Annotated in this window: 22 protein-coding genes; 15 read left to right on the forward strand and 7 right to left on the reverse strand. The window is 56.5% G+C overall.

Annotated elements, in window-relative coordinates; genetic code table 11:
- Window positions 1–39 precede the first annotated feature (39 nt).
- Window positions 40–1,209, reverse strand: coding sequence for a sensor histidine kinase (locus DCH402_RS16090; protein WP_040002238.1), 1,170 nt, complete (start codon window positions 1,207–1,209; stop codon window positions 40–42).
- On the reverse strand, window positions 1,206–1,901 hold the full coding sequence (locus tag DCH402_RS16095) for a response regulator (RefSeq protein ID WP_040002239.1): 696 nt from the start codon (window positions 1,899–1,901) through the stop codon (window positions 1,206–1,208). Before DCH402_RS16095 ends, DCH402_RS16090 begins: the two co-directional genes overlap by 4 nt.
- A gap of 154 nt (window positions 1,902–2,055) precedes the next feature.
- Between DCH402_RS16095 and DCH402_RS16100 the strand changes: the two genes are divergently transcribed.
- Both DCH402_RS16100 and DCH402_RS16105 read left to right on the forward strand, forming a co-directional pair.
- Window positions 2,056–2,841: a MipA/OmpV family protein gene (locus tag DCH402_RS16100; RefSeq protein ID WP_027712943.1), complete on the forward strand. Its 786-nt coding sequence runs from the start codon at window positions 2,056–2,058 to the stop codon at window positions 2,839–2,841.
- A gap of 458 nt (window positions 2,842–3,299) precedes the next feature.
- The gene (locus DCH402_RS16105) at window positions 3,300–4,409 is read left to right on the forward strand and encodes an SDR family oxidoreductase (RefSeq protein ID WP_040002240.1); all 1,110 of its coding nucleotides are present in this window, start codon (window positions 3,300–3,302) and stop codon (window positions 4,407–4,409) included.
- A 119-nt stretch (window positions 4,410–4,528) separates the two neighbouring features.
- Here DCH402_RS16105 and DCH402_RS16110 read toward each other — a convergent pair whose 3' ends face one another.
- Window positions 4,529–5,353 carry a hypothetical protein gene (locus DCH402_RS16110; protein ID WP_040002241.1) on the reverse strand — a complete coding sequence of 275 codons (825 nt, stop codon included), beginning with the start codon at window positions 5,351–5,353 and terminating at the stop codon, window positions 4,529–4,531.
- Window positions 5,354–5,864: 511 nt separating this feature from the next.
- Between DCH402_RS16110 and DCH402_RS16115 the strand changes: the two genes are divergently transcribed.
- Complete coding sequence (locus tag DCH402_RS16115; protein WP_040002242.1) at window positions 5,865–8,126, forward strand: molybdopterin-dependent oxidoreductase; 2,262 nt, start codon at window positions 5,865–5,867, stop codon at window positions 8,124–8,126.
- Between the two features lie 75 nt (window positions 8,127–8,201).
- On the opposite strand, the gene DCH402_RS16120 is transcribed toward DCH402_RS16115, so the two are convergent.
- The gene (locus DCH402_RS16120; RefSeq protein ID WP_040003662.1) at window positions 8,202–8,735 is read right to left on the reverse strand and encodes a TIGR00645 family protein; all 534 of its coding nucleotides are present in this window, start codon (window positions 8,733–8,735) and stop codon (window positions 8,202–8,204) included.
- A gap of 331 nt (window positions 8,736–9,066) precedes the next feature.
- Here DCH402_RS16120 and DCH402_RS16125 point away from each other — a divergent pair, with 331 nt between their 5' ends.
- The 5 genes from DCH402_RS16125 (at window position 9,067) to queF (ending at window position 14,517) form a co-directional block, all read left to right on the forward strand.
- Window positions 9,067–10,809, forward strand: a complete 1,743-nt coding sequence (locus DCH402_RS16125) for a polysaccharide lyase family protein (protein WP_040002243.1) — start codon at window positions 9,067–9,069, stop codon at window positions 10,807–10,809.
- A gap of 126 nt (window positions 10,810–10,935) precedes the next feature.
- Entirely contained in the window at window positions 10,936–11,682 is a 747-nt protein-coding gene (locus DCH402_RS16130) for an SDR family oxidoreductase (RefSeq protein WP_040002244.1), read from the forward strand.
- A gap of 502 nt (window positions 11,683–12,184) precedes the next feature.
- Window positions 12,185–12,799: a helix-turn-helix domain-containing protein gene (locus DCH402_RS16135; protein WP_040002245.1), complete on the forward strand. Its 615-nt coding sequence runs from the start codon at window positions 12,185–12,187 to the stop codon at window positions 12,797–12,799.
- Window positions 12,800–13,669, forward strand: coding sequence for a queuosine precursor transporter (locus tag DCH402_RS16140; RefSeq protein WP_012770904.1), 870 nt, complete (start codon window positions 12,800–12,802; stop codon window positions 13,667–13,669). It begins immediately after the preceding gene.
- A 5-nt stretch (window positions 13,670–13,674) separates the two neighbouring features.
- A complete protein-coding gene (queF, locus tag DCH402_RS16145) occupies window positions 13,675–14,517 on the forward strand; it encodes an NADPH-dependent 7-cyano-7-deazaguanine reductase QueF (RefSeq protein WP_040002246.1) in 843 nt (280 codons plus the stop codon).
- On the opposite strand, the gene DCH402_RS16150 is transcribed toward queF, so the two are convergent.
- The 3 genes from DCH402_RS16150 to azuC all read right to left on the reverse strand — a co-directional run bounded on the left by DCH402_RS16150 (window position 14,492) and on the right by azuC (window position 15,753).
- Window positions 14,492–14,752 carry a type 2 periplasmic-binding domain-containing protein gene (locus DCH402_RS16150; protein WP_040002247.1) on the reverse strand — a complete coding sequence of 87 codons (261 nt, stop codon included), beginning with the start codon at window positions 14,750–14,752 and terminating at the stop codon, window positions 14,492–14,494. The two genes, queF and DCH402_RS16150, sit on opposite strands and share 26 nt — an antisense overlap.
- Complete coding sequence (locus DCH402_RS16155) at window positions 14,752–15,462, reverse strand: hypothetical protein (RefSeq protein ID WP_233276291.1); 711 nt, start codon at window positions 15,460–15,462, stop codon at window positions 14,752–14,754. Before DCH402_RS16155 ends, DCH402_RS16150 begins: the two co-directional genes overlap by 1 nt.
- Before the next feature lie 204 nt (window positions 15,463–15,666).
- Complete coding sequence (gene azuC, locus DCH402_RS23425; protein WP_152486968.1) at window positions 15,667–15,753, reverse strand: stress response protein AzuC; 87 nt, start codon at window positions 15,751–15,753, stop codon at window positions 15,667–15,669.
- A 1,106-nt stretch (window positions 15,754–16,859) separates the two neighbouring features.
- Between azuC and DCH402_RS16160 the strand changes: the two genes are divergently transcribed.
- From DCH402_RS16160 to DCH402_RS16190, 7 genes are all read left to right on the forward strand, one after another.
- Window positions 16,860–18,053, forward strand: coding sequence for a multidrug efflux MFS transporter (locus tag DCH402_RS16160; protein ID WP_040002248.1), 1,194 nt, complete (start codon window positions 16,860–16,862; stop codon window positions 18,051–18,053).
- A 143-nt stretch (window positions 18,054–18,196) separates the two neighbouring features.
- On the forward strand, window positions 18,197–19,492 hold the full coding sequence (locus DCH402_RS16165) for an ABC transporter substrate-binding protein (protein ID WP_040002249.1): 1,296 nt from the start codon (window positions 18,197–18,199) through the stop codon (window positions 19,490–19,492).
- A gap of 58 nt (window positions 19,493–19,550) precedes the next feature.
- Window positions 19,551–20,423, forward strand: a complete 873-nt coding sequence (locus DCH402_RS16170; protein ID WP_040002250.1) for a carbohydrate ABC transporter permease — start codon at window positions 19,551–19,553, stop codon at window positions 20,421–20,423.
- Complete coding sequence (locus DCH402_RS16175; RefSeq protein WP_081642175.1) at window positions 20,420–21,247, forward strand: carbohydrate ABC transporter permease; 828 nt, start codon at window positions 20,420–20,422, stop codon at window positions 21,245–21,247. The genes DCH402_RS16170 and DCH402_RS16175 overlap by 4 nt, the downstream gene beginning before the upstream one ends.
- Window positions 21,248–21,256: 9 nt before the next feature.
- Entirely contained in the window at window positions 21,257–22,345 is a 1,089-nt protein-coding gene (locus tag DCH402_RS16180) for an ABC transporter ATP-binding protein (RefSeq protein ID WP_040002251.1), read from the forward strand.
- Complete coding sequence (locus DCH402_RS16185; protein ID WP_040002252.1) at window positions 22,335–23,102, forward strand: MBL fold metallo-hydrolase; 768 nt, start codon at window positions 22,335–22,337, stop codon at window positions 23,100–23,102. The genes DCH402_RS16180 and DCH402_RS16185 overlap by 11 nt, the downstream gene beginning before the upstream one ends.
- The gene (locus tag DCH402_RS16190) at window positions 23,095–24,081 is read left to right on the forward strand and encodes a LacI family DNA-binding transcriptional regulator (RefSeq protein WP_040002253.1); all 987 of its coding nucleotides are present in this window, start codon (window positions 23,095–23,097) and stop codon (window positions 24,079–24,081) included. Before DCH402_RS16185 ends, DCH402_RS16190 begins: the two co-directional genes overlap by 8 nt.
- The last annotated feature ends 28 nt before the right edge of the window (window positions 24,082–24,109 follow it).

Genomic DNA, 24,109 nt, shown 5'->3' on the forward strand with positions numbered 1-24,109 from the left:
ACGCTGAAAAAACGCGTTTATTTCACGTCTGTATCAACGTCACGCCGTCGGCAGCGTGAGGGTAAAACACATGCCGCCTTGCGGATGGTTTTCCGCCGTCAGCGTGCCGCCAAGCGCTTCGCAAATCGCCTGCGCGATGGATAGCCCCAGCCCGCTGCCGCCGGAATGGCGTGCCCGTGAGGTATCGGCCCGGGAAAAACGCTCGAAAATATGCGGCAGGAATGCCGCGCTGACGCCGGGGCCGTAGTCACGAAAGCGAATCAGCCAGTGATCCTGCCGCCGTACTACCTCGATTCGCTGCGTCTTGCCCTCCTGCGCATAACGCAAGGCATTATCCATCAGGATGGTAAACACCTGCCCGAGCCGGATCGGATCCGCCAGACAATCCCCTTCTTCATCGGCGTGCAGCGTTATGCTGAAATCGACCGCCTCCGCATTCGGCTTCAGCCAGGCGATACGGTCACGCAGCAGTTCCACCGGGTTCATCCGGGTCTTGTCGATAGCCAGTTGACCGGCGCTGGCCATCGACAGCAAATGCAGATCCTCAATCAGCCGATTCAGGTTGAGCATCTGGTTCATCACCATCTGTAACTGCCGGGTATCCGGCGGGAAAACGCCATCCAGCATCCCTTGCAATCGCCCCATCGCCGCCGTCAACGGCGATCGCAACTCATGCGCCATCGCCACATGCGAGGCATGTAATTCACGCTCGTAACGTTCCAGTTGCGCGGTCATGGCATTGAAGTTTTGGGTCAGCAAGGTCAGCTCAGCCGGCGCGCCCGGTACGGTACGCGCTCGGGTGGCGAACTGCCCGCGGGCCACCGCACGGGCCGACATCGCCAGTTGGCTAAACTGTACCGACAACGGCCGGGCTGCCCACAACCCCAACATCACAATCAACGGGATAGCGACCAGCACCAACATCCCAAGGATCAGCCAGTCTTCGGAGGCAATAGAGAGGTCGAAGAGTTTGGGGCCGTACCAGGTCTCCAGAATGTGGTAGTAGCGGGCACGGTTCAGCTCAGGATTAGCGCGTAATACTTCGAATTCGTTACGCACGGCTTCCGGCATGTTGTGAACCACCCACAGACTCCAGACAATAAAGCGCAGCCACATGCAGGTGGCGATCAGCACGACCGTACCAATCGCCAGCGACAGAATGCGAATACACAGCCAGCGCCACAGCGAGAGAGGAGGCATATTTTTCATGGTTGACGAAACCTGTAGCCCACCGCGCGTACCGTCAGCAGCACACCGCCGATACCGACCGCTTCAAGTTTTTTGCGCAGGTTATAGATGTGAGTATCCACCACCCGCTCCAGCGCGTCGCTGTCCGGCAGGCAGGCTTCCAGCAGTTCCTGGCGGGAAAACGCACGGGTCTGGGCGCGCAGCATGGTCGTCAGCAGGCTGAACTCCGTCGGCGTCAGATCCAGCGGCCGGCAGCCCCCTTGCGCATCGGTCACCGCCGCCAGCATGGCATCCTGATCCACCACCAGCGGGCCAAAACTCAGCGGCCTGCCGGGCGTCATCGCGCCGCACGTGCGCCGCAATACCGCCTGTACCCGCGCCACCACTTCGCCGGGATGGTAGGGTTTGGTCACATAATCATCGGCGCCGTAGCGTAAAGCGCCGATTTTATCGGTGTCGTCACCCATGGCGGTCACCATGATCACCGGCACATCGCTTTTACGGCGTAAAGCAGCCAGCACTTCGGTGCCGTTCATGCCCGGCAGCATCACGTCCAACAGAATCAGCTCCGGCTTGGCTCGCAGCGCCATTTCCAGCCCGCTGACGCCGTCACTCGCCAGCAACACCTGAAAATTATCGCGCTTCAGGTAAGCCTCCAGCACGCTGGCGGCATCCGCGTCATCTTCGATTATCAGAATGCGTTTCGGACTCATCATGGCTCTCTTGACAATTTCTTAATAATTTCCCGACCGGGCATTGATGCCGATGTGTATACTCCGGTGTTTCGTACCAGCACGTACGGCTACGCCAGTACAAGGCAACACCTCTTTCCCGCTTTTCTTTCCCGCTTTAAGGAGTTCCGACAGGATGATAGTGCGACACAGACCCTTTTACATAGCGACTCTTTTCTTCGCCGTCAGCAACCTGAGCTGGGCCGACGATACCGCGCCCGGTCAACAAGATGGCGTCACTCTCGGTCTCGCCGCCCACAATGCGCCTCGCTACAGCGGTTCAGACGAACGCGCCTGGGCTATGCTGCCGGTGATTCAGGCGCGTCAGGGCGCCTTCTTTTTCGATACCGCCAAAGGCGCCGGCTATGACTTGCAGTTCGGCCAGTTTTATCTTGAGCACACGCTGGGCTACGCGCCCGGACGTACCGATAAGAAATCCTCTTTCCGGGCAGGCTCCGACAAGTTACGCGGTATGGGTAACATCGACGGCGTGCTGAACACCGCCGTAGCGCTCGGCTGGCAATTCACCGACCAACTGTCGGTGGAAGCGAAAGCGATTCTGCCGTTGACCGACAGCCAGGGCGTGCAATACCAGACCTCGCTCACCAGCATTCTGTTCCAGGACAAATCGGATACGCTGGGCGCCCAGGGCACATTGCTGTTCGGCGATGCGCGCTATAACAATCTGTTTTACGGTGTGAATCAGCAGCAGAGCCAGAACTCCGGCTATCGCACTTATCAGGCAGAAAGCGGCCTGTACGGCCAGTCCATCTCGCTGTTCTGGACACACCAGTTTGATCCGCACTGGGCCGCGACGCTCAGCGGTAGCTATACCCACCTGAACGATAAAGCGGCGGATAGCCCGATCGTGTTCCGCGCCAATCAGAGCGAAGGGACTTTTGCCGTGACTTACGCCTTCTAAGCCGGGCCTCGCCCATTACATGGGCGACCACGGTGGACTTGTCGTTATGCAGCGGTATAACCGGGTGGAGGATGCAGTCGTAAGCGCCTCCGCCTGGCGCACCCGGCAATGACGTTTTAAATACCCGACACAATTATTCTGCGGTTCAAATTATCTCGAATAGCGTTTGTCACTGTCGTCTCTCCTTCTTTTTTCTTTGTGTTTAAACAACCAAAATATTCAGCCCACATTAACGAAATATCTAAACAACGCGCTATTCGCACAGAATAGCCATCGGAATAATTAGAAAAAATAATAAAAGCACAAAAAGCTAAACGAACTGACAACAGAATAAGAATAAACGCCGGGAAAATTGAAAACCGAAAACCGGGTGAAATAGAATGGCTATACTGCTCCTGAGCGTAATTCAGACAGCATTCGCTTTTGGCCTTTCGACAATAAATCAGGGTTATCTCGTCATGAAAAGAGTCTTCATCACCGGGGCCACAGGTTTCCTGGGCGGTGCAATTATGGAAAAAGCGCTACAGGACAAGCAGATTGAAAAAATATATATGCTGGTCAGAGCCACCACCAGACAGGATGGACTTAAACGAATTCTCAATAACCTGCGTAAATTTGATATTTCAGAATCACGATTATCTTGTTTAACGGAAGAGAATATTATTATCGGTGATTTAGCCGACCCCGAATCATTTATTCATCACCCGGTGCTGGACGGCATCACTCATGTCATTAACAGTGCGGCAATCGCCTCATTTGGCAATAATCCCTTGATCTGGAAAGTCAATGTAGAAGGCACACTGGCCTTTGCCAAACGCATGAGTCAGGTTACATCGCTGCGAAAATTCATTCAGATCGGCACTGCGATGTCCTGCGTACCGGATCAAGACCAGGTGGTCGAAGAGTGCGGACAACTGGATACGGAAAAATCGCATATCGTCGAATACACCCTGTCCAAAGCCACCATCGAAAACCTGATGCGTGAACACTGCCCGGCCATGCCGTTACTGATTGTGCGCCCGTCGATTATCGTCGGTCATTCGCACCTGGGCTGTAAGCCCTCCAGCAGCATCTACTGGGTATTCGAAATGGCGATGAAACTTCAGCGCTTCATGTGCTCGCTGGATGACAAAATCGACGTCATTCCGGTGGATTTCTGCGCCGAAGCCATCATGATGCTGCTGCATACGGAGCAGGCGGTTAACGATATCTATCATATTTCCGCCGGCGAAGCCTCCAGCGTCAGCTTTAACGAGGTCGATCAGGCAATGGCGCAAGCGGCGGCGCGCCCTCCGATGGGAGCAGACTATCGTCAGGTGAGCTACCACGACCTGATCAAACTGCGCAGCCGCTTTAGCGATCTGTATGGCCCATGCAATGAACGCCTGATGCTGCGTGCGATGCGTCTGTACGGATCGTTCGCTCAGCTCAATGTGAAGTTCAGCAACCGCAAACTGCTGCAACTGGGCATGAAAACCCCGCCGCGCTTTACCGAATACGTAGGGAAATGTGTGGAAACCACCCGTCAGTTCAGCGTACCGGAACTGATGACGGTCGATTTCAAATAGCCTTGCAGCTCATCCACCCTGCCATCGCCACGGAAGATGGCAGGGTCAAGACAATGTTCCGCAATCCATCCGATGCGTTATCGGACCAGGCTAATTCATTCAAATTCATTCAAATTCATTCATGCCTGATTAATCGGCCGACGCGAACCGGGGCACACCAGTTGACGACTCTTGATGTGATACATTTCCAGATTGGGACGCAGGAAAAACGCCATTTCCCATGGGTTCTTGTTGATGAACGCATGGCGGACTTCCTCAAACAACGGCGTTGCCGGGTCAATCAGATGCGCGTCGCCTTCGATCAGGGTGTAATTCCATTCAATTGAGCGCTCAAAGGTGTAATGTGAACGCTCATCCATCGCGAAAAAGCAGTGCGGGTTGCGTTTGAGCAGTTTGGATTTGAAGGTTTCCGGAAAGGTAATCAGGAAAATATCGTCCTCGACCGAAGAGAGAAACGCCAGCACCGTGGTATGCGGCTGCTCTTCCGCCATCGTCACCAGCACGCCGACTTTATTGGTAAAGTCCTTGCGCTCGGTGTCCGGCAGAGCGGTCATGGAAGTCAACGGCACAGGCCGTTCCGGCCGGTTGTCGGTCGGGAACACATAACCCGGTTCATGGATGTCCACCACCGGCGTGAAACCGTGCAACAACTGGCACTCGCGCGGCGCCAGAATCACCCAGTCTTCATCTACACTCACCACCCGGCCTTTATACGACGCACGATACACCGAGATATTGGCGTCAAACTCATCAACGCCGGTGCGATTGTCGAGGTGTACCGTCGCCAGGTCGCCCACCATCAGACTGTGCCCTTTCGGGAAAAATACCCGCAGGCTGTTGTCGGCACGCGGATACACCCCGCAGATATGAATTACCACATTTCCTTGTTGGTAACAGGCCAGCACCCCCAGCACCTGTTTACCCAGATACGTCGTCAGACTCATGTTGCAGCACCTTATTTATTCTTCTCGTTACCCGATACGTCAGGCTGTGTGTAAAGCCGCCGCGCCGGTTGGCCGAACATCGCCCGACCATCGCGCCTGCTTTTCCACCCTATGGAGCGAAAGATGGGCTGTCAAGACGTTTGCGGCCTTTACCGCCAGCCCCGTCAATGTGTGAATTTAACTCACGTATGTGTGATTTTTTCGTCAAAGATAGTCATACATCACACAGATAGGCCCGCCAGCTTGCTGCTGCACAGAGAAACTCGACCTGCACATAATCCTCCTGATTCGATCAGTGCGGCAATCAGGCCGTTATCGCCCGATATAACACATGCCCGATTGGCATAAGTGCCGGCTGGCCTGCCCCGTAGCAGGCTTGTATGATGGCAAACCAGATAAATAACAGGCTATCTCATTCAGGCTATCTCATTAAGGCAGAGTCCTTTACGAAACCCTGCCGGGCTCGTCACCGCCAACCTGCACGGAACCCAGCCTATTTACCGAGGATGCTATGACAATCAGGCGTTATCCACACCTCGCCCATTGGGGCGCGTTCACCGCCGTCGTTGAGGATGGCCGGCTTATTCGCTGCGAACCCTTTGCCGACGATCCTGATCCATCGCCAATGCTCGATTCGATCGTACCGCTGGTCTATTCCGACAAGCGTATTCGCAAACCGGCAGTGCGCCGCTCCTGGCTTGCGAAACGCGAACACAGCGACCGCACGCTGCGCGGCAAGGAACCGTTCATCGAGGTGGACTGGGATCTGGCGCTGGATCTGGTGGCGGAAGAAAACCGCCGGGTACGCGACCGCTATGGTGCCGACGGCCTGTTCGCCGGGTCATACGGCTGGTCTTCCGCCGGACGTTTTCATCATGCCCGATCGCAGGTGCGGCGTTTCTATTTCTCCGGTGGCGGCGCGGTGGACCAAACCGGCAACTACAGCTGGGGGGCGGCGCAATTCTTCCTGCCGTATGTGATCGGCACCTTCCACCCGCTAACCGGCAAAGTCACCGAGTGGCGCAGCGTGGCGGATCACTGCGAGCTGTTTATCGCCTTCGGCGGGCTGGCGCTGAAAAATGCTCAGGTAGCTTCCGGCGGCGCCGGTCACCACACGCTGAAACCGGCGCTGGAGACGCTGGCGGCACGCGGTATTCCGGTGATTAACATCAGCCCGATGCGGGATGATTGCCCGGCGTTCGTTAACGCGGAGTGGATCCCTATCCGCCCCAACACCGACGTAGCGCTGATGCTGGCGCTGGGCTACGAGATCCAGCGCCGGGAAGCGGAAGACCGTGATTTTCTCGACAGCCACTGCGTCGGTTACCCGTCGCTGCGCGACTATCTCAACGGCCGCAGCGATGGCATCGCCAAAACCCCGGCGTGGGCCAGCGCCATCACCGGCATTCCGGCTGAACGTATCGAAAAGCTGGCTCGGCAGTTGATCGGCGTACGCAGCTTTATGACCTGTTCTTATTCGGTGCAACGCGCTCACCGCGGCGAACAGCCTTACTGGATGATGATCGCGCTGTCTGCGATGCTCGGGCAAATAGGTCTGCCGGGCGGCGGCTTCTCGTTTGGTCACGGCTCGATGAACAGCGTCGGCAACGAACGCATCACTTCGCCGGCCCCCGCCTCACCGTCGGTGCCCAATCCCGGCCAGTCGATTCCGGTGGCGCGCATCGCCGATATGTTACTGCACCCCGGCGAGCCCTATACGTTTTGCGGCGAGCAGCGAACTTACCCCGATATCCATCTGATTCATTGGGCCGGCGGCAATCCGTTCCACCATCACCAGCAGCTCAACCGGCTGGTGGAAGGCTGGCAGCGTCCGGATACGGTTATCGTGCAGGATATCGTCTGGACCGCCGCGGCGCAGATGGCGGATATCGTGCTGCCCGCCACCACCTCGCTGGAAAGAAACGATATCGGCGGCTCCTCGCGCGACCGCTTCGTGTTCGCCATGCATCAGGCGATTGCGCCGCAGCATCAGGCCCGTCACGACTACGACATCTTCAGCGAGCTGGCCCAACGCCTGGGTTACGGCGACGCCTTCACGCACGGCGGCCGTACCGAGCGCCAGTGGCTGGAATCGATGTACCTCGCCTGTCGGGAGCGTCAGGGCAGCGCCGGTGAAAGCTGGCCTGATTTCGACGGTTTCTGGCAGCAAGGATTCGTGGATGTTCCGATGGATGAGCAGCCGTTCGTGTTTTTCGAAGAATTTCGCCACGACCCGCAGCGTCACCCGTTGAACACGCCGAGCGGCAAAATCGAGCTATTCAGCCGCACCATTGCCGATTACCGTTACCCGGATTTCGCGCCGCATCCGCAATGGCAACCGCCGGTGGAATGGCTGGGCGCTGAAGCCACACAACGCTGGCCGCTGCACTTTATCTCGATCCAACCGGCCGATCGGCTGCACAGCCAGCTCGGCAGTACACCGCAAGTCATCGCCAACCAAACCGCCGGACACGAAACCCTGTACATGCACCCGCAAGATGCGGCCGCACGCGGCATCCGCCATGGTGAACGGGTGGAAGTTCGCAACGATCGCGGGCGTATCTACGCCGGAGCCGCAATCACCGATGGCGTTACGCCGGGTGTGGTGATGATGGCGACCGGCGCCTGGTTTGATCCCGGCTTTGGTCAGGCGCAATGGCACGCGGTGGAACAATCCGGCAATGCCAACGTGTTGACGCGGGATATGGGTACTTCGCCGCTGACGCAAGGCCCCAACGCAATGAGTTGCCTGGTGGACGTGCTGGCGCTCTGACGCCTGGCTGAACTGTAGACAAAAAAACGCCCCCGGCAAGCGGGGGCATCGTTTACGCCGGCGCCGTATTATGGATTACGGTTTCGGGTGCGGTTTCTCATTGTCATGATGAGCGTGGTGGTCGTGACGAGACAACCAATCCAGATACCCCATCACAAAAGCGGACAACACAAACGTCAGGTGGATGATCACATACCACATCAGCTTGTTGTCCGGCACGTTTTTGGCATCCATGAATACCCGCAGCAGGTGGATGGACGAAATCGCCACGATCGATGCCGCCACTTTATTTTTCAGCGAGCTGGCATCCATTTTCCCCAGCCAGTTCAGTTTCTCCTTGTCCTCGCCGATATCCAGCGCCGACACAAAGTTTTCATAACCGGAGAACATCACCATCACCAGCAACCCGCCCACCAGCGTCATATCCACCAGCGACAGCAAGGTCAGGATCAAATCGGATTCCGCGATGGAGAAAATGTTCGGCAGGACATGCCAAATTTCTTCAAAGAACTTGATGGCCAACGCCAGTAACCCCAACGATAGCCCCAGATAAACCGGAGCCAACAGCCACCGCGCAGCGTACATCGTATTTTCCAGAAAACGTTCCATAGCGCCCATCAGTACAGGTTTCAGAGAGGTGCATGATAGCGAAAAACCGTACCGGAGTGTTATTGAATTGTTTTTCGATATAGCATATTGATTTTAAAAAAATTTCACCCTATTTCACTGCATTATATCGCCAATAGCCGACGCCGGCGCACGTCGTAGCAGAATCAACAACTATGATCCTGATCGCGCCAATCTTCACGCGGTTGCCACTGTTGCGTCACACATGACCATCCGGCAAAGGAGTATCGTCCGCCGCTGTGCCAGTCTGTGTATTTCGGTATAGCTTTCCCTACAACGCACCACTCATCACAAGACAAATGGACGATGCATCATGATGAAACCTCTACAGACATGGCGTACCCCGTTGTTGACGTTGGCATTTGTGTTGCCGCTGACGGCGACAGGCGCCGTACAGCTAACGCTGGACGGTATGAACAGCACGTTGGATAACGGGTTGCTGAAAGTGCGCTTTGGCGCAGACGGCAGCGCAAAAGAAGTATGGAAAGGCGGTACCAACCTGATTTCTCGCCTCTCCGGCGCGGCGCGCGACCCGGATAAAAATCGCAGCTTTTATCTCGATTACTACTCCGGCGGCGTCAACGAATTCGTACCGGAACAGCTGAACGTCATTAAACAGACGCCGGACATGGTGCATCTGGCCTATATCGATGACCAGAACGGCAAGCTGCGGCTGGAATATCACCTGATCATGACCAGCGGCGTCAGCGGACTTTACAGCTACGTGGTGGCCGCCAATACCGGCGCTGCGCCGGTAACCATCAGCGAACTGCGCAACGTTTATCGCTTTGACGCCACCCGGCTGGATACCTTGTTCAATAGCATCCGGCGCGGCACGCCGTTGCTGTATGAAGAACTGGAGCAGTTACCCAAAGTGCAGGATGAAACCTGGCGGCTGCCTGACGGCAATGTCTACTCCAAATACGACTTTGCCGGTTATCAGCGCGAAAGCCGCTACTGGGGGGTGATGGGTAACGGTTACGGCGCCTGGATGGTGCCCGCCAGCGGTGAGTACTTCTCGGGCGATGCCTTAAAACAGGAACTGCTGGTGCATCAGGATGCGATTATCCTGAACTACCTTACCGGCTCGCACTTCGGCACGCCGGATATGGTGGCGCAGCCGGGCTTTGAAAAACTCTACGGCCCGTGGCTGCTGTACATCAATCAGGGCAACGACCGGGAACTGGTGGCGGATGTCAGCCGCCGGGCTGAACATGAGCGCGCCAGTTGGCCTTACCGCTGGCTGGATGATTCGCGCTATCCCCGCGCACGCGCTACCGTCAGCGGCCGCCTGCGCACCGAAGCGCCGCACGCTACCGTGGTGTTGAACAGCAGCAAGGAAGACTTCGACGTCCAGACGACCGGTTATCTGTACACCACGCGAACCCATCGGGATGGCCGCTTTAACCTGGACAACGTGCCGCCGGGTGAGTACCGGTTGTCGGCTTACGCCGATGGCGGCACGCAAATCGGCCTGCTGGCGCAGCAAACCGTCAGGGTGGAAGGCAAGAAAACCCGGCTCGGCCAGATTGACGCCCAACGCCCCGCCCCGCTGGTATGGGCCATCGGCCAGGCTGACCGACGCGCTGAAGAGTTCCGCTTCGGCGATAAACTACGCCAATATCACTGGCAAACCGAAGTACCGGCCAACCTGACGTTCGACATCGGTAAAAGCCGCGAACGCCAAGACTGGTACTACGCCCAGACTCAACCGGGTAGCTGGCATATCCAGTTTACTACCCGCACGCCTGAGCAGCCTTACACCCTGAATATTGCGCTCGCCGCCGCCAGCAACAGCGGTATGACGACACCCGCCAGCTCGCCACAGTTGGCGGTGAAGCTCAACGATCAGTTGCTGACGACGCTGAAGTACGACAACGACAAAGCGATTTATCGGGGAGCCATGCAAAGCGGCCGTTACCATGAAGCGCATATTCCATTGCCAGCCGGCATACTGCAACCAGGCAGCAACCGCATTACGCTGGAGTTGCAGGGCGGGATGGTGATGTACGATGCCATCACGCTGACGGAAACGCCGTCACGCACGCAACCCTGAAACGTCACTACAGATGTCCCTCACTTTATGCCTGTTCCGGATGGATGCCGGTATGGGCATCAAGTGGACTCTGTTTGGACCATCGCTTACTCTGTCGGTTTTCCGCACACACCAGAGTACCAGCCTATGCAGAACATCACCCTCATCACCGGCGGTTCACGAGGTATCGGTCGGGCGACCGCATTACGTCTGGCCCGGCAAGGGCATTGGATAGCCATCAGTTATCTGCGCCAATACCATCAGGCGCAACGTGTGGTTGAAGAGATTACCGCGCTCGGCGGTAAAGCCATCGCTATCCAGGCCGACGTCGCAGACGAACAACAAATCGTCGCGCTGTTTGCCAATATTGATCGCGAGTTAGGTCCTCTCTCCGGTCTGGTCAACAACGCGGGTATTCTGCACCCGCAAGCCCGGTTTGAAGAACTGGATGCAGCCCGCCTCAACGCGATGTTTGCCGCCAATATCACCGGTTGCTTTTTATGCGCCCGTGAGGCCATTAAACGTATGTCTCATCGTCATGGCGGACGTGGTGGCGCAATCGTGAACGTCTCATCCGCCGCTTCGCGACTGGGTGCCCCTCATGAGTATGTGGACTACGCCGCGTCTAAAGGCGCACTCGATTCGATGACCAAAGGTTTATCGCTGGAAGTGGCCGCAGAAGGGATCCGGGTCAATGCCGTGCGTCCCGGCTTTATTTATACCGATATTCACGCCGATGGCGGTGAACCGGGCCGGGTCGACAGGCTCAGCCAGGCGATCCCGATGCAGCGCGGCGGCCAGCCGGAAGAAGTCGCAAACGCGATAGCCTGGCTACTGTCGGATGAAGCCAGCTATGTCACCGGTAGCTTTATCGATCTGGCCGGCGGAAAATAACCATGGCACTCAGCCCGACCGCAGGCTGATAAAAACAAAAACGCTGCACCATAATAGCGCAGCGTCATGAAGGTGAGCGACGGTATAATCCTGTAACCTCACCGTGATCGCATCCGTTCTCGGTTCCCTGGTGTCGGATGCATGATTGTCTGCGTCAATAACGACGGCGACAATCAATTAGCAGTTCAACTATAAAATCTACTTATAATGGATTATCTGCTTAGCACAGATTAATTAATTTATCTAAACGTTATAGCAATAAAAACACTTAAGTCAACACATTAATAGACACTTTATGATCTTTAATGTTCATTTTTAATGATGATGTTACAACCCCCTCCAATCCATTGAATAAATCCACACTGTTTCATGCGGTTTTTCCGTTTTAATCCTCCGAAAAAAGCCGAATTACCTGAGATTTTTCTACACAATGGGGATAGGTGAAAGTAACGCGTTATCGTAAGATGAACCAGTCTGAGAACTGACCTGAGAAGGGATGACCATGAAAACAACGAATGCTCAGCGCAAAACTAATATCATTAAAAATATTGAATATCTGATGCGTACCCGAGGTGAAACCAAAGCCTCATTTTCCAATCGTACCGGGGTAACGCGTACCACTATCTACAAAATTCTTGAAGGTAGGGTAAATAAAGTTCAGCAATCCACCATCAATCGCATTTCCGATTTCTTCGGCGTTTCCTGTGAAGAAATCGAAGATTACGATCTGGAAAAGGTTGAACGCCTGAACAATACCGTCTCGTTCGACGGCAATAAAAATCCAGCGGCAATCCCGATTATCCCGCAGTCGCAACTGCTGTCGGTACGGCAGCACAAGATTGGGCAGTTAGCCGTGCAATGCCCATTGACCTGGTTCTTTGGAGAAGAAGCCAACATGGTGGCGGTGAAGGTGGAATCGCAAATCGGCGATGCCTTCTACCCCGGCGCGTTGCTGCTTATCCGTCGGCCGCCGGCACTGATGCCGAATACGCCGATGCTCTACCACTCTCCTGCCTCGGGATTTTTCGTCGACATCCCCGATGCGCCGGACGCAGCGGATAAAAAACGCCCGGAGGACGTCGTCCTGTTGGGATATATCATAGAGGAAAGGATATAAATGGATGCAAACAAGAAATTCAAGCTGCTGGGGTTCAACCACAGCGGCGAGTTATCAGCCAATATCATGGTGTTGTCGACCGGCAAAATGATCCACATGGATCTCAAGGAACTGGTCGATAGCGAAATCTCTGATGACCTGAGCCGGCACGAACTCAATGCATTGTACAAAAAACTCTACGCCGGCAAAGACATCACTACCGCTTACGACATCAGCGACAGGAACGAACGCTCCTGGCTGGCCTACCTGATGATTACCGCCGCACTCTGCGTTATTTATATTTTTTCCACCGTCAGCGGCGTAAAGCCGATATTTATTCCGGCACTGAATCTGGTCGTGCCGCCTGCCGTTTTTGTCTACCCGTTGACCTTTATTTTGGTGGATATCCTCAATGAATTTTATGGGCTACGGCTGGCGCGCCGTACCATCCTCATCGCGTTTTTCTTCCATCTGGCGTTTGTGCTCGGGCTGTGGGTTACCAGCCTGATCCCCGGCCTGCCGGAATGGGAATACAGCAACACTTACAGCGGCATCGTGGAAAGCATGATGGCAGTGCTGGTGGCTTCATCGCTGGCTTACCTGATTTCCGAAAACATCAACGCCTGGGTACTGCATAAGATCAAGATCATGACCAAGTCCCGCTACTTGTTCATCCGCGTGATCACCAGTACAGTCACCGCTTCCGCCGTCGACAGTGTGATTTTCTGCACCATCGCGTTTTATAATGTGCTGAGCTTTGACGTGATCCGCACGATGATCCTGTCGCAATTTCTGATCAAAGTCGTGTATGCGGTGTTGGGCGTCGGCCCGATTTACGGAACCCGCAGACTGTTCAGAAAATACATTCATGCCGTACCAGCAAGGAACTGAGCGATATGCATATTACAGAAAACGATAGCATTACCCATCTGGGGGTGCGCTCCAGCTACCCGGACAAATACGATCCGACGCTGCTGGAAGCGCTGCCGCGCGCCCGTGGCCGCGATCTGATCGGCCTGACCGGCTCAACCCTGCCGTTTGACGGCTACGATCTGTGGACGGCCTTCGAATTGTCGTGGCTTAACCGCAAAGGAAAACCACTGGTGGGGATCGCCGAATTCATCATCCCGGCCAGCTCGGAAAACCTGATCGAATCCAAATCGTTCAAACTGTACCTTAACAGCTTCAACCAGACCCGTTTTCAGGATATCGGCGAAGTACACGCCACGCTTATCAAGGATTTGTCCGCCGCCGCCAACGGTGACGTCAAGGTCACGTTGTACCCGGGGTTGACCGGTTACCCGTCGCAGATCGATACCCTGCCCGGCATCAACATCGACGAGCTGGACATCGAAGTGAACGATTACGGCTTCAATCCCGATTATTTGCAGCACGCCGTGCGCGATAATGCGCCGCTTGTCACCGAAACGCTGTGTTCCAACCTGCTGAAATCCAACTGTCTGGTGACTTACCAGCCGGACTGGGGCAGCGTGGTCATCAAATACGAAGGCCGGCAGATCGACCGGGAAGCCTTACTGCGTTACCTGATCTCGTTCCGCCAGCACAATGAGTTCCACGAGCAGTGCGTCGAGCGCATCTTCAATGACCTCAAACATTACTGCCAGCCGGAAAAATTGACCGTGTTCGCCCGTTATACCCGTCGCGGCGGTCTGGACATCAACCCGTTCCGCAGCGACTTCGAAACCGAAGCCGCTACCGGCCGTCTGGTTCGTCAGTAAGACCTGGCGCCTCTCCGTCGTCGGGGAGGCACCGCCCCTCACCTTGCGGTAAATACTGTTTCAGCCAGGCGATCAACGCCGAAATACGCGCCGGCACATGCCGACGCTGCTGGTAAACCGCGTAAATATCCGCTTCCGGCATGGTGTAATCCGGCAACAGCGCCACCAGATCACCGCCAGCCAGGGGCGCACATCCCACAGACACGGCAAGTTTTTGCGCAGGTTGAAGTGACATTAAGCGGCTGATTCGTCTCGTTTGCGTTCAGCTACCAGCACTACCCCTTTTCGCGATTCATTCGGCGCAAGACTCCAGATGTCGCTCTCTGGGATACTTCGGCCATCGTATCGGATCCGTTCACCGTCATACGGCCAGAAAGTACGCCGTTCTGAGTCGAATACAAACACATCAATACCCATCTCTTTACGTGCCATACGCGCCCACAGTGCCTTCCCGCCAGGGAATTGAAGGTTATCACTCACCAGCACAATACCGTCATGAATGAGTGCCTTATACATGGCGCTGGCGACATTGGCGTTTCGTTCGCGTTTGGTGACAATCACACCTTCAACCTGCACAGAATGTGCATTCATCGGTTGCAGATTCTCGTAATAACCGATGACAGCCAGAATAGTTTCGGTTTCGTCGTCGCTATTACGGGATTTCAGGTCAATCTTTGCTACTACAACATGCCGTAAATCACCAGCAACGTCATCGGGTTCACCATAGATGGCAACCGCATGGTGTTGATCATTGTGAATATAAATATCAACAGCACGACCGTTTACACTCGTTTCGCCAATTTTCCGGTATTCCCGCGCCATAGTGGCAGGGCTATATGACATTGGAAGAATCGCCATATCAAAACTCCCGCTATCGTTGAGGACTGGTGACATTGTAAGCATAGCCTGTTGTACTTTGTTGGAATTGATAATATCAAACATCATGCGTACCTATCAGCCATTTAAGCGATAGTATTTAGGCGATAATACCGGTTTGCCGTCACTGACTCTGTACGTGTTAACTCTTACTCCGGCCCTAACACAATACCCCAGGATTATGCCCACGAAACGAGTCGTTCATAACCGACGAAAACAAGAAGGCCGCTGTTATAGCGGCCTTCTTGTTTAATACTGGTTTGCTCTGGGCAATTAATGCATGGCACCCGGCGGGATGTCTTTGTAAGCATTAACATAAGCGACCAGAAGTTTTTTCAGTAATTTACGCACGTCGATCACCTTGACTCATGAATGATTTGTGAACTTTCTGGTAAAAGATTGTACGTTTTGTTGAATCCTGATGCAATACTTTTGTGACTCAAATCACAAAAAAGAGGGTTTGAGGTTCACCAGTTTTACGCCGCAACATGCTATGTGGCTGACACATAGTGTTTTTCCCCATAAGCCAGAATCAGGAATACTGCCCTCATAAAGCAAATAACCCGCGCAGTGGCGGGTTATTTGCTCTGTAGCCAGCAGCTTCGCGGGCGTCAGGCTTACAGTATGGTGAAATTCTTCTTTTAGCAAATTGATTATACGACATGTTGAATATTCTATCAAACCGACGTTTGATTAGCCTAGTTTACTGTCTATACCCAAAATAATTCGAGTTGCAGGAAGGCGGCAAGAGAGAGAATCCCGATGAGCTTACTCAGGTAAGTGATTCGGGTGAACGAACGCAGCCAACGCACCTGCAACTTGAAGTACGACGGGTATATAATGCTCCTCAGCTAAACCGTGAAACCGCTCCTGAGCGTAGCCAGATCAAGCTCTTCAAACCGAATTTGGATATAAACAGAATACCTGAACCATCGGCAAGCAGGTGGTAAAAGTATAGCCCTCTCCCGGATTCGCACCCGGAAGCCTGGGCGGCAGCGTGGTGAAATTATTCTTTTAGCAAAGTGAATAGCGTAACCGGAAGGGCGGAATAGAGGTATGGGGACCGCTTAGTAACCTACGCGCCACAGAGATGGAGGTGCGGGGGATGATGAAGCTTATTATTGCGATTCTGAACTTGATTGCTGAAATATTGCAATTGATCAACTGGTTCCTTTAATAGGGCTGGAACCTGCGAAGGCGCAAGCTTGAACAGGTAAAACTGCAAAGTTTATAGCCGTCCTTCAGGGCGGCTTTTTTTGTTAAATTCCTATAAATCCAAAATCAAGCCGCGTAATCAGTACGCCTGCCCCAAAAGCCGATCCATTGTCGGCAATGCATGATACTTTGATCTATAAAATTATTTCCCGGCTAAGACAAAAGCGGCCATACTAGGCGGTGCCGCGCAATTCAGCGCGACACTGGCGCGGGGCGCCCCGGCCTTTCACTGACGACGTAAAACCTGCCCTATGGAAACCTGGAAACTCAACCTTTTCTCCGCCTGGCTGGGATGCTTTTTTACCGGCATGGCCATGAGTCAGATACTGCCGTTTCTGCCGCTCTATATCGAACATCTGGGGGTCAGCGATCATACCGCCCTCAATCTGTGGTCGGGTCTGGTGTTCAGTTCCTCGTTTCTGGTTTCCGCGATTGTCGCGCCGTTGTGGGGCAGTCTGGCCGACCGCAAGGGGCGCAAGCTGATGTTGCTGCGCGCCGCGCTCGGCATGTCTATCGTCATGGCGCTGCAAGGCCTGGCCACCAACGTCTGGCAACTGTTTATTCTGCGCACGCTGATGGGGCTCACTTCCGGCTACATTCCCAATGCCATGGCGCTGATTGCCTCGCAGGTGCCGCGCAGCCGCAGCGGTTGGGCGCTCGGCACACTCTCTACCGGGCAGGTCGCCGGCGTGTTGATTGGCCCGCTGCTTGGCGGTTTCATGGCCGATACCATCGGCCTGCGCATGGTATTTTTCATCACCTCCGCCCTGCTGTTTATCTGCTTTCTGATTACGTTGTTCGCCATTCGTGAAAACGCGATTAGCGTCGGCAAAAAAGCACAGCTCAGCGGCCGGGCGGTGTTCGCCTCACTGCCTTATCCGTTGCTGATTATCAGCCTGTGTTTCACCACCATGATGATTCAGATGGCGAACGGCTCCATCAGCCCAATCCTGACGCTGTTTATCCGCGACCTCTCGCCCAATATTGATAACATCGCCTTCGTCAGCGGCGTTATCGCCGCCGTGCCGGGGGTATCCGCGCTTTTATCCGCATCGCACCTTGGCCGGCTGGGTGATCGCATCGGCTCCCAGCGGATACTGATCGTGGCGTTATTCGCGTGTGCGTTGCTGTTCTTCCTGATGTCGGCGGTACAAAGCTCAGTCCAGCTCGGGATTTTACGCTTTGCGCTGGGGTTCGCCGATGGTGCATTGATGCCGGCGGTACAGGCTCTGCTGGTGAAATACAGCAGCCAGCAAGTCACCGGACGCATTTTCGGTTATAACCAATCCTGTATGTATCTGGGTAACGTGGTCGGGCCGCTGCTCGGCTCCACCGTTTCCGCCACGTTGGGTTACCGTTGGGTATTTCTGGTTACTGCGTTGCTGGTGCTGATTAACGGCATTCAGTTGATGGTGAGTTTCGCCCGTCAGCCCAAGAAAGCCTGACGGGATCAGGGAAGCCCGATAACGGCTTCCCGTTGTCGTCACCCCATCTCGGATTGTTCATCCTGCTTTCATGTTTCTGTCATCCTCGTCGCCAAAGATAGCGCCGGTGCAAACGTATGCACTCCTGACAAAAGGCGCTCACTATGTTTGGCAAGAATATGTTTGGCAAAAACGAGTCTGAACAAAAAACATCTGGCAACACCACTCACTCACACAGTAAGACTTCCCTTTCCCGTCTGTTGCTCGCCGTGGGTCTGGCGTGCAGCATGGCATCGCAGGCCGCTGATTTGATCATCGCCGGGCGCGACGACGTTTACGGCAAAGCGCTCGACAGCACACTGGCTCGCTTTCAGCAGCAGCACCCCGGCAAGCAGATCGAACTGCTGAAACTGCCCTACGCCAATCTGTATGAAAAGCTGGTGATTTCCCTGCGGGAAAACGCCTCGGCCTACGACCTGATGTTGATGGACGACAGCTGGAGCCCGGAATTCGCCGGTAACGGCTGGCTACAACCGTTGCCAGACAACCTGCAAAGCAGTGACTTCATTCCGGCGGTACTGAACGTCTCGCGCGTGCCGGAGAACAGCGGCCCGGCGTACAGCCTGCCGGTGGTCGGTAACGTGGCGATGTTTGCTTATCGCCAGGATCTGTTCGATAAACACCAGCTCAAGGCGCCCGCCAGTTGGGACGCGGTGCTGAACGATGCCAACACCCTGCAACAGCAGGAGCCGGGCGTCTCCGGTGTAGTGTTCCGCGGCATGAAAGGCAACCCGATCGTTTCCGGCTTTATGCCGATGTTATGGGCCTACGGCGGCAATGTTGTCACCAACGGCAAAGCGTCGCTGGATTCCCCGCAAGCGCTACAGGCGCTCAATACCCTGAAAGCGCTGAAAGCCTTCGCCCCTACCGGGGTTGAAGTGTACAACGCCGCCGATGTGCGCCAGGCGATGGAACAGGGCAAAGCGGCGATGGCAATCGAAGTCTGGCCGGCCTGGGCCGCAACGCTGGACGACGCCGCCAAATCCAAAGTGGTCGGCAACATGACGCTGCAACCGGCACCGGGACAGAACGCCGGCCCGTCGCCGATGCTGGGCATCTGGCAGATGGCGATCGCCAAAAACAGCCGGCACAACGAACTGGCGCAACAATTCCTGAGCTACCTCACCAGCGCGGAAAACCAGAAAGCGCTGGCGCTGGAACTGGGGTTACCGCCGACTCGCCGCAGCGTCTATCAGGATGCGCAGGTGGTGCAGAAATACCGCTGGTATCCGGCGCAACTGGCGGCGCTGGAAGCAGGCAAGGCGCGCCCGCGTATCCGCAACTGGCAGGAAGTGGAAAGCCTCCTCGGCGACTACCTGCAACTGGCGCTGATGGATCAAATGCCGGCGCAAGTCGCGTTGCAGCAGGCCAATCAGAAGATCGCGCAAGTACTGAAGTAACCCGCACTGAAATCACTGTTGTCGGGCGGGCTACGGCCTGCCCATGCAAGGACATCCCATGCATTTTGATTCCCGCTGGCAACGCTGGCTGCTGCTGATGCCCGCCGCCACGCTGCTGCTACTGCTGACGCTCTATCCCATCGGCCAGATGCTGCTCTACTCGTTCAGCAAGGTGGATTACGCCGCCGCCAGCCGCAGTTGGGTCGGGCTGGAAAACTACCGCCAGTTGTTCGCCGACTGGTTTTTCACCACCAGCCTGAAAAACACCCTGCTGTTCTCGTTCGGCAGTTCGCTGTTGCAAGTGCTGCTGGGGCTGGCGCTGGCGTTATTGCTGTACCGCCATTTTCCCGGTCGCCAGTGGGTGCTGAGCCTGCTGATTTACCCGATGATGATCTCCACGCTGGTGTGCTCGGCTATCTGGCGCCTGTGGTTTCATTACGATGTCGGCCTGCTGAATAATTGCCTGAGCGCGCTGGGGTTGATGCCGCAACCGTGGTTGTCCAGCCCGCATCTGGCGCTGTGGTCGCTGATGCTGGTGGATATCTGGCAATGGACGCCGATGGCTTGTCTGATCATTCTCGCCGGGTTGCAGGGCATCCCCAAAGACCTGCTGGAAGCCGCCGAGAGCGACGGCGCCAGCGGCTGGAAACGGCTGTGGTACGTCACGCTGCCGCTGGTTCGCCAGCCGATTATGCTGGCGCTGCTGCTGCGCTCCATCGACACCTTCAAGCTGTTCGACAAAGTGTACGCCCTGACCGGCGGCGGTCCCGGTTATGCCACCGAAACGCTGTCGCTGTATATCTATCAGCAGGGCTTCAAGTTCTTCAATCTGGGGCTCGCCAGCGCCGGCGCGGTGATCATGCTGCTGTTCGCCGCCGCCATGAGCCTGGTCTACGCCTGGCAGTTGCTGCGCGGAGGGAAAAACGCATGAGACTCCCCTACTGGCTGATGGCGCTGCGTGCGTTTGCGCTGGCCGTCGCGTTGCTGTTTTTCACCCTGCCGATCCTGTGGATGGCGGCGACGGCGTTTAAATCTACCGCGGAATTTTCCAGTCTGAGTAGCCCGTTCTGGCCACAACAGTGGACGCTCACTCACCTCAAAAGCCTGCTGGACAACGGCGTTGGCGCACGGCTGTTCAATACCCTGTGGGTCGCCGCCGGCGCCACGGCGCTCTCGCTGCTGACCGGTTTTTTGGCCGCCTATACGCTGGCGCGCCACCGCTTCCCGGCACGGCTGGACAGCCTGTTCCTGCTGTTGGTGCTGCTTGTCAAAATGATGCCGCCGATGGTGGTAGCTATCCCGCTGTATTCGTTGCTCAAGTCGCTGCATCTGCTTAACAGCCTGACCGGGCTGATGCTGGCGTATCAGGTCTATACCCTGCCGTTTTGTATCTGGATGCTGCTCAGCTTTATCCGCGATGTGCCGCTGTCGCTGGAAGAAGCCGCCGCGATGGACGGTGCCGGGCTGTGGCGGCGGCTGCGCTACATCGTGCTGCCGGTGTGCGCTCCCGGTCTGGTCGCCACCACGATTTTCACCCTGATCATGGCGTGGAACGAATTTCTGTTCGCCTTGCTGTACCTGCAAACCCCGCAGCAGTTCACGCTGCCGCTATTTATCGCCAACTTTATGACCGAAAACCAGATCTACTGGGGAGAACTGATGAGCATCGGGTTGCTGTCTTCACTGCCGGTGCTGCTGGTGGCGGGCTTTGTTCAACGTTATTTGCTGCGCGGCTTTGCCGTCAGCCAGAAATAGGACTCGCGGATGAGTGAATTACGCTTACATCAAATCGCCAAACGCTACGGTCGTCAACCGGTGCTGCACGGCATCGACCTGCATATCCGACAGGGCGAACTGGTGGTGTTCGTCGGCCCGTCCGGCTGCGGTAAATCAACGCTGCTGCGCACTATCGCCGGGCTGGAACAACAAGACAGCGGGCAGATCCTGCTGGGCGGCGAGGATATTTCGCGCCAGCCGCCGGGCCAACGGGAAATGGCGATGGTCTTCCAATCCTACGCGCTGTACCCGCACATGACCGTGGCGGAAAACATGGGCTTCGCGCTGAAGATGGCGGGAGAACGACGTCAGGTGATTGACGAAAAAGTGGCACAGGTGGCGGAGAGGCTACAACTGACGCCGTTGCTGCACCGTAAACCCGGCGCACTTTCCGGCGGCCAGCGCCAGCGGGTGGCGATTGGCCGCGCCATCGTGCGTAAACCGCGCCTGTTTCTGTTCGACGAACCGCTGTCCAATCTGGACGCCAAACTGCGCACCCACACCCGGGTGCAGTTGAAGGCGCTGCATCAGCAACTGGCCGCCACCATGATTTACGTCACCCATGATCAGGTGGAGGCGATGACGCTGGCCGACCGCATCGTCGTGCTGCACGAAGGCCGCATCGCGCAGGTAGGAACGCCGGAAGAGCTGTACCACCAGCCTGCCACGACCTTTGTCGCCGGGTTTATCGGCACGCCGGAAATGAACTTTTTTCCGCTGTCGCCCGGCCAAATGCCGTCGCCCAATCAAACACTGTCGCCGTGGCTGCAACGGCTGGTACATGATGAGCGTGCCGTGACCCTCGGCATTCGCCCGGACGCCTTCGAGATTGCCGAGGGTACCCCAACCTTTCAGGTCGATCTGGTGGAAAATCTGGGCGCGCAGTATCACCTGCATGGTCACTTCATCCATGAACCCGGTATGAAACTGGTGGTGGAAAGCCGCACCCCGGCGCGCCTCGGTCAGGAGCTGGCGCTACAGGTCGTAGCGGAACACTGCCACTGGTTTGATGCCGACGGCCGGCGTTTACCGTCGTCGCCTCACGCCGGGCAACAGGAGCACAGGCATGGAGCTTGACATCCTCGGCAGCGGCGAAGCCTACGACAGCCAGCGGGTCAACGCCGCGATACAGGTCAGCGAAGGCGGATTCCAACTGCTGGTAGATTGCGGCCCGACGGTACCGCAGGCGCTGTGGCAGCGCCAGACCGCGCCGGACGACATTCACGCCATCTACATGACTCACGCCCACCCCGACCACGTACTCGGCCTGACCACCTGGCTTAACTGGTGCGAATCCTGCGGGCGCACCGCGCCGCTGACCCTTATCGCGCCGCGTCAGCAACGGCCGCAGTTGCAGCGTCTGGCGGATTTCGCCTTCTGGCCCGCCGGTCGGCCGCTGTTTACCCTTGACTGGCAGGACAGCGAAAGCCTGAGCGAACTGGGGCCGTGGCGCTGCCAGACCGCACCGACCCGCCACTCGGTGCCCAACCGTTCGCTGTATCTCAGTGGCGAACAGGGGTCGCTGTTCTATAGCGGCGACGGTCAGGTCACCACGGCCGGTGCCGCACTGCTGGCGCAGGCGGATCTGGCGCTGGTGGAATGTTTTTCACTGCAAGCCATGAACAACACCGGGCACGGTAACTGGCCGCAGGTACAGACGCTGGCGCGCAAACCGGGTGCGCGGCTGGGCCTGTACCACGTACAACAGTCGCAAAAAGCGGCGCTGCAACAGGTTATCGCGGCCTCGTCCGGCGTATTTCTGCCGGAACAGGGCGACCGGGCGCACTGCCGCAACGGTAGCTGGCACATCATCAAGGAAGCCGGACATGAATAAAAAACGCATCACCTCGATTGATGTCGCTCGCTGCGCCGGTGTTTCGCCATCGGCAGTGTCGCGCACGTATTCTGCGCCGGGCAAGGTCAGCCAGGCGACCCGTGCAAGGGTGCTGGCGGCGGCGGATGCGCTGGGCTATCGTCCCAATGCGCTGGCGCGGGCGCTGGTCAATTCCGGGCGACACGGCTCCGGCATCGTGGCGGTGGTGATGGGCGAATTCGATAATCCGTTCCAGCCCTGGCTGTTTAATCTGCTGACGCAGGCGCTACAACAACACGGTCTGGTGCCGATGCTGGTCAGCGTCACCGAACAGTGCGATATCCGCGCCCGGTTGCAGCAAGCGCTGTCATGGCAGGTGGAAGCGGCGATCATTTCTGCCGGTAGCCTGTCGCGGGAAACCACCGAGCGCTGTCTGGAGCTGTCGCTGCCGATGGTGTTGATGGGCCGGGAAGACCAGCGGGAAACCGTTACCGCGGTGCTGTCCGATAACCGGCTGGCCGGCGAACTGGCGGCCGACCATCTGATTTCGCTGGGGCTGACCCGGCTGGCCTATATCGCCGGTCGTCAGGATGGGCAGGCTTCGCTGGAACGGCTGGCGGGTTTTCGTCAGCGTCTGGTCAGCCGTGGTCGGCCGGAACCGATGGTAGCCGATAACCCGGATTACGCTTACCACAGCGGCTACCGTGCTATGTGCCGCCTGCTGCAACGGCACCCGACGGTGGAAGGCGTATTCTGCGCCTGCGACGCGTTAGCCTTCGGCGCGCTGGATGCGCTCAGGCTAAACGGCGGCCCGGCCTGCACGGTGGTGGGATGCGATGATACACCGCAAGCTGCCTGGGAAGGCTACCGGTTAACCACGGTACGCCAACCGGTGGAGCAACTGGTGGCACAGGTGATAAGCCATCTGCAACGGGTGCTGAGCGGCGAAGCGCAACGCGGGGAAACCGTTCGTATTCAACCAACGCTTACCGTCCGTTAGACTCGCGGTTATCGGGCACGCATCGTCG

Origin of the sequence: Dickeya chrysanthemi NCPPB 402, assembly GCF_000406105.1 — a bacterium.
GTDB lineage: Bacteria > Pseudomonadota > Gammaproteobacteria > Enterobacterales > Enterobacteriaceae > Dickeya > Dickeya chrysanthemi.

Excerpts from the sequence above, each read along its gene's own strand:
- DCH402_RS16090 (WP_040002238.1), bottom strand. The coding sequence starts at position 1,209 with ATGAAAAATATGCCTCCTCTCTCGCTGTGGCGCTGGCTGTGTATTCGC.
- DCH402_RS16095 (WP_040002239.1), bottom strand. The coding sequence starts at position 1,901 with ATGAGTCCGAAACGCATTCTGATAATCGAAGATGACGCGGATGCCGCC.
- DCH402_RS16100 (WP_027712943.1), top strand. The coding sequence starts at position 2,056 with ATGATAGTGCGACACAGACCCTTTTACATAGCGACTCTTTTCTTCGCC.
- DCH402_RS16105 (WP_040002240.1), top strand. The coding sequence starts at position 3,300 with ATGAAAAGAGTCTTCATCACCGGGGCCACAGGTTTCCTGGGCGGTGCA.
- DCH402_RS16110 (WP_040002241.1), bottom strand. The coding sequence starts at position 5,353 with ATGAGTCTGACGACGTATCTGGGTAAACAGGTGCTGGGGGTGCTGGCC.
- DCH402_RS16115 (WP_040002242.1), top strand. The coding sequence starts at position 5,865 with ATGACAATCAGGCGTTATCCACACCTCGCCCATTGGGGCGCGTTCACC.
- DCH402_RS16120 (WP_040003662.1), bottom strand. The coding sequence starts at position 8,735 with ATGGAACGTTTTCTGGAAAATACGATGTACGCTGCGCGGTGGCTGTTG.
- DCH402_RS16125 (WP_040002243.1), top strand. The coding sequence starts at position 9,067 with ATGATGAAACCTCTACAGACATGGCGTACCCCGTTGTTGACGTTGGCA.
- DCH402_RS16130 (WP_040002244.1), top strand. The coding sequence starts at position 10,936 with ATGCAGAACATCACCCTCATCACCGGCGGTTCACGAGGTATCGGTCGG.
- DCH402_RS16135 (WP_040002245.1), top strand. The coding sequence starts at position 12,185 with ATGAAAACAACGAATGCTCAGCGCAAAACTAATATCATTAAAAATATT.
- DCH402_RS16140 (WP_012770904.1), top strand. The coding sequence starts at position 12,800 with ATGGATGCAAACAAGAAATTCAAGCTGCTGGGGTTCAACCACAGCGGC.
- queF (WP_040002246.1), top strand. The coding sequence starts at position 13,675 with ATGCATATTACAGAAAACGATAGCATTACCCATCTGGGGGTGCGCTCC.
- DCH402_RS16150 (WP_040002247.1), bottom strand. The coding sequence starts at position 14,752 with ATGTCACTTCAACCTGCGCAAAAACTTGCCGTGTCTGTGGGATGTGCG.
- DCH402_RS16155 (WP_233276291.1), bottom strand. The coding sequence starts at position 15,462 with ATGATGTTTGATATTATCAATTCCAACAAAGTACAACAGGCTATGCTT.
- DCH402_RS16160 (WP_040002248.1), top strand. The coding sequence starts at position 16,860 with ATGGAAACCTGGAAACTCAACCTTTTCTCCGCCTGGCTGGGATGCTTT.
- DCH402_RS16165 (WP_040002249.1), top strand. The coding sequence starts at position 18,197 with ATGTTTGGCAAGAATATGTTTGGCAAAAACGAGTCTGAACAAAAAACA.
- DCH402_RS16170 (WP_040002250.1), top strand. The coding sequence starts at position 19,551 with ATGCATTTTGATTCCCGCTGGCAACGCTGGCTGCTGCTGATGCCCGCC.
- DCH402_RS16175 (WP_081642175.1), top strand. The coding sequence starts at position 20,420 with ATGAGACTCCCCTACTGGCTGATGGCGCTGCGTGCGTTTGCGCTGGCC.
- DCH402_RS16180 (WP_040002251.1), top strand. The coding sequence starts at position 21,257 with ATGAGTGAATTACGCTTACATCAAATCGCCAAACGCTACGGTCGTCAA.
- DCH402_RS16185 (WP_040002252.1), top strand. The coding sequence starts at position 22,335 with ATGGAGCTTGACATCCTCGGCAGCGGCGAAGCCTACGACAGCCAGCGG.
- DCH402_RS16190 (WP_040002253.1), top strand. The coding sequence starts at position 23,095 with ATGAATAAAAAACGCATCACCTCGATTGATGTCGCTCGCTGCGCCGGT.